This window comes from bacterium endosymbiont of Bathymodiolus sp. 5 South (assembly GCF_900128535.1).
Classification (GTDB): domain Bacteria; phylum Pseudomonadota; class Gammaproteobacteria; order PS1; family Pseudothioglobaceae; genus Thiodubiliella.
In genome coordinates this window covers 23,718-31,571 of sequence record NZ_FQTR01000010.1, presented here as the reverse complement: position 1 = coordinate 31,571, position 7,854 = coordinate 23,718, and the positions used below count along the sequence as shown (strand labels likewise).

8 protein-coding genes and 1 pseudogene are annotated in these 7,854 nt (G+C 40.4%); 2 read left to right on the top strand and 7 right to left on the bottom strand.

All coding sequences use genetic code 11. From position 1 onward, the window contains the following. Positions 1-188, top strand: a pseudogene (locus BBROOKSOX_RS02210) (IS1380 family transposase); the annotation flags it as partial. A 19-nt stretch (positions 189-207) separates the two neighbouring features. Here BBROOKSOX_RS02210 and BBROOKSOX_RS02205 read toward each other — a convergent pair. From BBROOKSOX_RS02205 to recA, 7 genes are all read right to left on the bottom strand, one after another. Beyond that, positions 208-582 (bottom strand): hypothetical protein, encoded by a 375-nt coding sequence (locus BBROOKSOX_RS02205; protein WP_139659559.1) that lies wholly within the window; start codon positions 580-582, stop codon positions 208-210. Beyond that, positions 575-1,678: a tRNA guanosine(34) transglycosylase Tgt gene (tgt, locus tag BBROOKSOX_RS02200; protein ID WP_139659558.1), complete on the bottom strand. Its 1,104-nt coding sequence runs from the start codon at positions 1,676-1,678 to the stop codon at positions 575-577. Before tgt ends, BBROOKSOX_RS02205 begins: the two co-directional genes overlap by 8 nt. Continuing rightward, positions 1,668-3,458: an ABCB family ABC transporter ATP-binding protein/permease gene (locus BBROOKSOX_RS02195; protein ID WP_139659557.1), complete on the bottom strand. Its 1,791-nt coding sequence runs from the start codon at positions 3,456-3,458 to the stop codon at positions 1,668-1,670. The genes tgt and BBROOKSOX_RS02195 overlap by 11 nt, the downstream gene beginning before the upstream one ends. Positions 3,459-3,460: 2 nt before the next feature. Then, positions 3,461-3,838, bottom strand: coding sequence for a hypothetical protein (locus tag BBROOKSOX_RS02190; protein WP_139659556.1), 378 nt, complete (start codon positions 3,836-3,838; stop codon positions 3,461-3,463). A gap of 502 nt (positions 3,839-4,340) precedes the next feature. Then, on the bottom strand, positions 4,341-5,126 hold the full coding sequence (locus tag BBROOKSOX_RS02185) for a hypothetical protein (protein WP_139659555.1): 786 nt from the start codon (positions 5,124-5,126) through the stop codon (positions 4,341-4,343). A 202-nt stretch (positions 5,127-5,328) separates the two neighbouring features. Then, entirely contained in the window at positions 5,329-5,751 is a 423-nt protein-coding gene (locus BBROOKSOX_RS02180) for a regulatory protein RecX (RefSeq protein ID WP_139659554.1), read from the bottom strand. Beyond that, positions 5,735-6,760 carry a recombinase RecA gene (gene recA, locus BBROOKSOX_RS02175; protein ID WP_139659553.1) on the bottom strand — a complete coding sequence of 342 codons (1,026 nt, stop codon included), beginning with the start codon at positions 6,758-6,760 and terminating at the stop codon, positions 5,735-5,737. Before recA ends, BBROOKSOX_RS02180 begins: the two co-directional genes overlap by 17 nt. 47 nt (positions 6,761-6,807) lie before the next feature. Here recA and ribD point away from each other — a divergent pair, with 47 nt between their 5' ends. Next, entirely contained in the window at positions 6,808-7,854 is a 1,047-nt protein-coding gene (gene ribD / locus BBROOKSOX_RS02170; protein WP_139659552.1) for a bifunctional diaminohydroxyphosphoribosylaminopyrimidine deaminase/5-amino-6-(5-phosphoribosylamino)uracil reductase RibD, read from the top strand.

Genomic DNA, 7,854 nt, shown 5'->3' with positions numbered 1-7,854 from the left:
CCCAGTGGACTTATAAAGGCAATAAGGGCTATATGCCAATGGTGGGGCATATAGCCCAAACAGGACAAATTGTTGCCACAGACTTTAGAGCAGGCAATGTTTCGTCAAATACCGACAATCTTGGCTTTATCAAAACCTGTCAAGATGCACTACCTAAAGGCACCAAAATTTGTTGGGGTTTTATATAAAGATTTATACGGTTTAAATTTACACCCTCGCATTAATTGCAGTTTTTATCGTCTGCTCATCAATTGGAAAAGAGAATACTGTATCTATTCTATAACGCTGCTTTAATTGCTCAAGTTGGGTTTGATTGATTTCATCGTAGAGTACAATAATCTTTACCTTGGGGGAGTGGCTTTCAAGCGTCGCTAGCAACGATTCAATGTTACTCACACGGTCACGAAATTCTGGATTGTAACTAAACTCTGCTACCAAAACATCATATTGATTTTTCTTGGCTAATTTAACTGCTTTTCTTTGTGAGTCCTCAAAATTAACCTCAAACCCCATCCTTAAAAACAGTGGGGTAAAGTCATCAAAACCCCCCTCATCAACAAAGAATAAAAGCCGCTTATGCATTTTGCATTTTATAAAACCATTGTTTGAATTCTGCAAACACACCCTGCTCAATCGCCTCTCGCATACCTGCCATTAAATCTTGATAATAATAAAGATTGTGAATCGTGTTAAGTCGTGCCCCTAAAATCTCGTTTTTTCGTTGCAAGTGATGTAAATAGCTACGAGAATAATGTTGACAAGTGTAACAAGTACAACGCTCATCTAGGGGCTTGGTATCTAGTTTGTATTGTGCATTACGAATTTTGACAATACCACTTGAAGTGAATAAATAGCCATTGCGTGCATTGCGTGTTGGCATCACACAATCAAACATATCAATCCCCCGCTCAACTGCCTCCACCAAATCACTGGGTGTACCTACCCCCATTAAATATCGGGGCTTATCCTTTGGCAGTTGTTCGGGTAGAAAATCCAACACTTTAATCATTGCTTCTTTGGGCTCTCCCACGCTTAAACCACCAATCGCATAACCGTCAAACTCAATTTCAATCAACTTTTTAGCCGACTGCTGGCGTAAATCTTCATACATGCCGCCTTGAACGATACCAAATAATGCATTGTTATTGCCGAGTGCTTGATGTGTGTCTTTTGAGCGTTGTGCCCAGCGCAATGACAACTGCATAGACTGATCCGCTGTTGCTTTATCCGCTGGGTATGGGGTGCATTCATCAAAAATCATGACAATATCTGCACCTAAGTCGGACTGAATTTTTATTGATTCTTCTGGCCCCATAAAAATTTTAGCACCGTCTTTGGGTGAACGAAAATCCACGCCTGCTTCGCTAATTTTGCGCATATCGCCCAAACTAAATACTTGAAAACCGCCTGAATCTGTTAGGATTGGCCCTTGCCAATGCATAAAATCATGCAAATCACCATGTGCTTTAATCACCTCGGTGCCAGGGGTGATGGACAAATGAAAAGTATTGCCTAGAATAATTTGTGCACCGATTCCTTTAACCTCTTCAGGGGTCATTGCCTTGACTGTGCCATAAGTGCCAACTGGCATAAATGCTGGCGTTTCAACCATGCCTCTTGCAAAGATCATTGTGCCACGGCGGGCTTTATTGTTTGTATTTTTTAGTTTAAATTTCATCTGCATCCTTTGATTGTATCTGCCAAAGTTGCGCGTATATTCCCTGCATAGATAATAATTCCTGATGTGTGCCACTCTCACTAATCACGCCTTCATTCAGCACGATAATTTTATCAGCATCCACAATGGTTGAAAGACGATGTGCAATCACTAGGGTAGAAGTTTTTTTACTGAGGGTGGTAATCGCTTTTTGTACCATTTTTTCACTATAAGAATCCAGCGCCGAAGTCGCCTCATCAAAAATCAAAATAGGCGGGTTTTTAAGTAAAACTCTGGCAATTGCCATGCGTTGTTTCTCGCCCCCTGACAATTTAAGCCCGCGTTCCCCAACTAGGGTATCGTAACCCTGAGGTAATGCCTCAATAAATTTATCCATAAAAGCCGACTTTGCCGCTGCCTCTACTTCCTGTTGAGTTGCGCCTTGTTTGCCATAGGCAATATTATAATAAATGCTTTCATTAAACATCACTGTATCTTGTGGCACAACGCCAATGGCTGATTGCACTGAGTGTTGATTGTGGGTTTTAATATCTTGTCCGTCAATTAAGATTTTGCCACTGTCTACATCGTAAAATCGGAACAATAATTTAGCCAGTGTTGATTTTCCAGCGCCAGATTGCCCCACAATTGCCACTTTTTGACCCGCCTCAATCGAAAAACTCACCTTTTTTAATACCTCGCCTTTGCCTTCATAAGCAAAAGAAATCTGCTTAAATTCAACCTTGCCTTGGCTGATTTTTATATGCGGTGCGCCCTTGGGGCTACAGACTTTTGCACGACGATCAAGTAAATCAAACATATTATTCATATCAATAAAATTATGCTTGATTTGTCGATAGACAATCCCCAAAGACCCTAATGGGATAAACAGCTGCAATAGCAAGGCTTGAATCATAATCATATCACCAAGGCGCAGATTTTTGTCTGCCACTTCTTGAGCCGCTAAAATCAAAATAACAGTAACACCTACGGCAATAATGGCACCCTGAACAAAATTAAGTGCCGTCATTGAGGTAAAACTTTTGGTTGCAACCCCCTCCCAACGACCCATGGTTTCGTCATAACGATTGACCTCAAAATCTTTGCGATTAAAATACTTGACCGTTTCATAGTTAATCAAACTGTCTACCGCATTGGTATTTGCCTCAGACTGCATATCGTTCATCTCATAACGATATTTCATCCGCCAAGTGGTGATTGCCAAAGTAAATGCCACATAAAACACGACAGTTAACAATGAGATGCCGGCAAAGAAAATATCATAATTCACCCATAACAAACCAATCACCAAAATAATTTCAAAAAATGACGGCAAAATATTAAAAACAAAAATAGACAATAAGGTAGAAACACTTTGTGTGCCACGGTCAATATCACGCGTAATGCCACCAATACGGCGGTTCAAATGAAAAGACAAGTCTAAGGTATGCAAGTGCTTAAAAACACCGAGTGCAATCAAATGCATAGCATGGTAGCGCACGCGTGCAAACACAGCGTCTCTAAGCTCATTAAACAAAGAACTGCTGAGGCGTAACACCCCATAAGCAAACAACAATCCTAAGGGTAACACTACCAACACATCGGGCTGGTCAAGTGCATCCACAATCCCCTTAAGTGCTACTGGCACAGCCACATTTGCCAATTTAGCGACAATCAAGAACAAGGTTGCCAAAATAACACGGGTGCGCATCTTTAACAAATAAGGCATTAACTTGCTTAACACTTTAATATCCCGAGTTTTAAAGTCACTGGCTTTGGTTTGGTTGTTAAATCCTTGCATCTTTAAAACCTTTTGTCGTTTATTGGATAGTCATCAGGCAAAATAGCGCCTTTTTCTAAGGCAATTTTTACCACATCGCCCGATCTAAATTGGCTTGAGTTTTGTAACAATTCTTGCTGCCAAAAACTGTGCATTTCACACATTTGTGGATGCGTATGATTACACCCCAATAGATGAAAACTACACTCGCCCACTCGCCAAGGTCCATCACCTGTAATCTTACCTTTAATCAAATGAATACCGTATCTTGGGTCTTTTTCCCAAAATAATTCAAAATACAAAATGCCTTCTGGGTGTTGGAAAATCTCCTCAATTACCCGAGTTTCACCATTCGGATATTTAATATATAGCGGCGAACGCAGGGTGAATATTTTATTCATTTTATTTTTTTAAATTTAACGAGACCTTTACATAAATAGGAACAATCATCAGAAATCCACTTTTCACCCACTTGGCGATTTTTTAAACCCAGCCTTAGCCCTGCTAGGACAAGGTTTAAAGAAATCACCCATTGGGCAAAAATTGGATTTTGCTAATCATCCCTATTTATGTAAAGGTCTCTTAACAAAAAGAAACGCAAATAAACCAATGCAAACATCATACTCAAGCGCAAAGATACTCTATTTACCAATGCCTAAAAACAGGAGATAACACGCTTACTCGTCGCGTTATCAGCAAGCCTACCTGCTTGCCTGTGGTAGGCAATCCGTGCCAAAGTGGCAAAAATAGAATCACAACATCCAATTGGGCACGCCCAAAAAATCCAGTGCGATTTAGGGAATGCAGAAAGTTGATCGGTTTATTTTATATCTGCTCCCGCCCGTGAGAGGTTAATTTGTGTGACTGACATGCAACATGAGAATGAAACAAAATGACTGAAAATTAGAAGTTGACAATCAGATTAACAGAGGTGCGATTAAATTTAGCATCTAAACCATTAATATCAAAACTTCTAAAAGAATCTGCATGGATTTTATGCTTGGCATGCTCCAACTCTAAATTATAATTTTCGTTGAAGTTAATACCGACTTTAGCGCTAATATAATGCCCATTAACTTTGGTTTTACCTCTTTGCCCGTATCCCGATACCTCATCACTGTCACCAAGACCAGGATAGCCTCTCCAATAAGATTTATACCAATTGCCTTTAACCTTAGCATAACCCAGTCCAACATAAGGGGTTATGCCACCAACCGCTTCAAAGTTATACAAGCCACCCAAATAAAGATCAGTAGTCTTTATATAAGAGGAGGGGGAATCTACTACAACATCAGCTCCAGTAATTTTCTTAAAAGCACTGCCGTCATCATGAATAAGTGCCACATCTTGGGTTGGCATTTTAAGTTTAGTCAAATAAAGCCCTAATTCATAACCAAAGCCGACTTTTGGTGTGTATCTTAAATTGTAACCAAAAGAACGGGCATTGGATATTTCCCCATCATAGATTGTGGTGCTTGCAGAGGGGAGACCAGCATACAAAGAACCGCCTGCACTAGGGTTAGCATCTTTTCCCTGGTATGTGGCAAGGTCTTTGTGTTGGCCAGACATATCTGCATCAATATTGCCGGCAGATTGACTTAAATAAAACCCATGTTTAAGTGTCATTTGCGCTTGCACTTGGGAGATAGTGACGATTAGAAAGATAGTTGTTAGCGTTGTTTTTAACATTGTATTACACCTCTTAAAATTTATAAATTAAACTGTTTATCGTTTATTATCAGACTGGACAATAAAATCAACATTATATCAGTTGATCTTTAGGCTAAATGTTTATAGTGCTTTTTTTAAACAAGACTGGCGTATTAACTGGGCTGGCATGCACCCCTGAGAGCGCTCATTTTTGATGGGCATTGTCTTTTGTGCTTTAAAATTACGACTCAAAAGAGTCGTTAATTTCATCAAACCCAAACCCCCGAGAGTGTAAAAACCGCTGTTGTTTGGCTTTTTCTTTGTAATTACTTGGGGGCGCTTTGCCATATTTTGACACTCTCACTTCTTTTGCTAAGGCGAAAAAATCATACGCAGACAAATCAAAATTATCAATGCCGCGTTGTTTGAGGTCAGCAGCTATTTTGATTGGACCTTTACCTTGATTAAAACGCATTTGAATAAATTCGTTGGCAAATCGTTGGTCAGATTGGTAATTTTGGCTTTGAAGTTTGCTTAGTGCTTGTTCTATGTCATCTGCTTGATACTGTTGCGCCAGTTTTTTAGTGAGCTCCCAATAAGAATGCTCGCGTCTAGCGAGCATTTCTAAAGCACAGTTATAAGCAGTTTTACTTAGTGCCTGCATCCTGATTGACATCCTCTTCCGGTGTTAGTATTTTTTGCTTGATTTTTTCTTCCAAGTCTGTACTCATTTCTGGATGCTCTTTTAAATAATCTCGTGCGTTGTCTTTGCCTTGCCCAATTCTTTCGCTACCAACACTATACCATGCACCTGCTTTATCCACCAAACCATGCTTGACACCTAAATCAATAATTTCACTTTCACGAGAAATACCTTCATTGTAAAGAATTTGAAACTCAGCTTGTTTGAATGGCGGCGCCACTTTGTTTTTTAAAACTTTAACACGGGTTTCATTGCCTAGAATTTCATCACCTTTCTTAATCGCACCAATGCGACGAATATCCAAACGCACTGAAGCATAAAACTTCAGTGCATTACCGCCTGTGGTGGTTTCAGGATTGCCAAACATCACGCCAATTTTCATACGCAATTGGTTAATAAAAATCACCATGGTGTTGGTTTTTTTAATATTAGAGGTGAGTTTTCTCAAGGCCTGAGACATTAAACGCGCCTGCAGTCCCATGTGTGATGCACCCATTTCACCTTCAATTTCCGCCTTAGGCGTGAGTGCTGCAACAGAGTCAATCACGACAATATCCACACCACCTGAGCGCACTAACATATCAGTAATTTCTAACGCCTGCTCGCCGGTGTCAGGTTGGGAAATTAACAACTCATCGGTATTAACCCCTAATCTTTTGGCATATTGTGGATCAAGTGCATGCTCTGCATCAATAAAAGCTGCAGTGCCGCCGAGTTTTTGCATCTCAGCAATCACATGTAGGGTTAAGGTGGTCTTACCTGAGGATTCAGGACCATAAATTTCAATCACACGCCCACGGGGTAATCCACCAATACCAAGTGCAATGTCTAAACTTAAACTACCGGTAGAAACTGCCTCAATATCAGTATTAGCCCCTGCATCACCCAAAAACATGACTGAACCTTTTCCAAATTGCTTGTCAATTTGCGTTAATGCAACTTTTAGCGCTTGCTTTTTCTGTTCATCCATAGTGTTTCTCCTTAGGTAAAATGTGAGGTAATTATATACGAAATATTATGACAAATTTTTCAAAAAATGACACGCATTTTATGTCCCTAGCGCTCCAACTCGCACGCAAAGGTCGATACGGCGTTGCCTCTAATCCTATGGTGGGGTGCGTGATCGTTAAAGACAACAAAATTATCGCCAAAGGTTATCATCAAACTTTTGGTAAGGCACATGCAGAAATTAACGCACTCACACAAATCAATCACCAAGCTAAGGGTGCCACACTGTATGTAACTTTAGAGCCCTGTGCACATCAAGGTAAAACACCCCCCTGTACTCAAGCTATCATTGATGCAAGTGTTAAAGAAGTGGTGATTGCTACGCTTGACCCTAATCCTTTGGTGAGTGGGAAAGGCATCGCAGTATTAACAGGTGCGGGTATTGTTGTTAAAACTGGTTTACTTAAAGACGAGTCCAAAGAACTCAACCGTGGCTTTATCAAACGCATGGAAACCGGACTGCCTTTTGTTACTTGTAAAATCGCCATGAGTATCGATGGGAAAACCGCTATGGCATCTGGACAAAGCAAATGGATTACGGGTCAAGAGGCAAGGCAAGATGTACAAAAATTACGCGCTAAAAATCAAGCCATACTGACTGGCTCTGGCACAATATTGGCAGACAATCCATCAATGACGGTGCGCCTTGATGGCGTTGATAGTACGCCACTGCGTGTTGTTATTGATGGCAAAAACCAAATAACTGATACCACGCTCAAGATATTTTCCAATGCTGCTAATACCAAAATTTTCAATAGCGGGAATACTCAGCGCAATAATGCTGGAAAATTAGACTTGCATCATGTCTTGGTGCAATTAGCGCAACAAAATATTAATAGCGTCTTGTTAGAATCGGGCCCTAAATTGATTGGTGCTATGGTGGAAGCAGGACTGGTGGACGAATTTATCCTCTACACCGCACCCCTATTAATGGGCAGTAATGCCACCTCAATGATACAGCTTGCCATTCAACAGATGGATGAATGCTTAGCGTTCAATATTCAAGACATTAGAATGGTGGGTCAAGACATTAAAATAACAGCAACCCTAAAATGA

Coding starts and splice junctions, on each gene's coding strand:
- BBROOKSOX_RS02205 (WP_139659559.1), bottom strand. CDS start 582: ATGCATAAGCGGCTTTTATTCTTTGTTGATGAGGGGGGTTTTGATGAC.
- tgt (WP_139659558.1), bottom strand. CDS start 1,678: ATGAAATTTAAACTAAAAAATACAAACAATAAAGCCCGCCGTGGCACA.
- BBROOKSOX_RS02195 (WP_139659557.1), bottom strand. CDS start 3,458: ATGCAAGGATTTAACAACCAAACCAAAGCCAGTGACTTTAAAACTCGG.
- BBROOKSOX_RS02190 (WP_139659556.1), bottom strand. CDS start 3,838: ATGAATAAAATATTCACCCTGCGTTCGCCGCTATATATTAAATATCCG.
- BBROOKSOX_RS02185 (WP_139659555.1), bottom strand. CDS start 5,126: ATGTTAAAAACAACGCTAACAACTATCTTTCTAATCGTCACTATCTCC.
- BBROOKSOX_RS02180 (WP_139659554.1), bottom strand. CDS start 5,751: ATGCAGGCACTAAGTAAAACTGCTTATAACTGTGCTTTAGAAATGCTC.
- recA (WP_139659553.1), bottom strand. CDS start 6,760: ATGGATGAACAGAAAAAGCAAGCGCTAAAAGTTGCATTAACGCAAATT.
- ribD (WP_139659552.1), top strand. CDS start 6,808: ATGACAAATTTTTCAAAAAATGACACGCATTTTATGTCCCTAGCGCTC.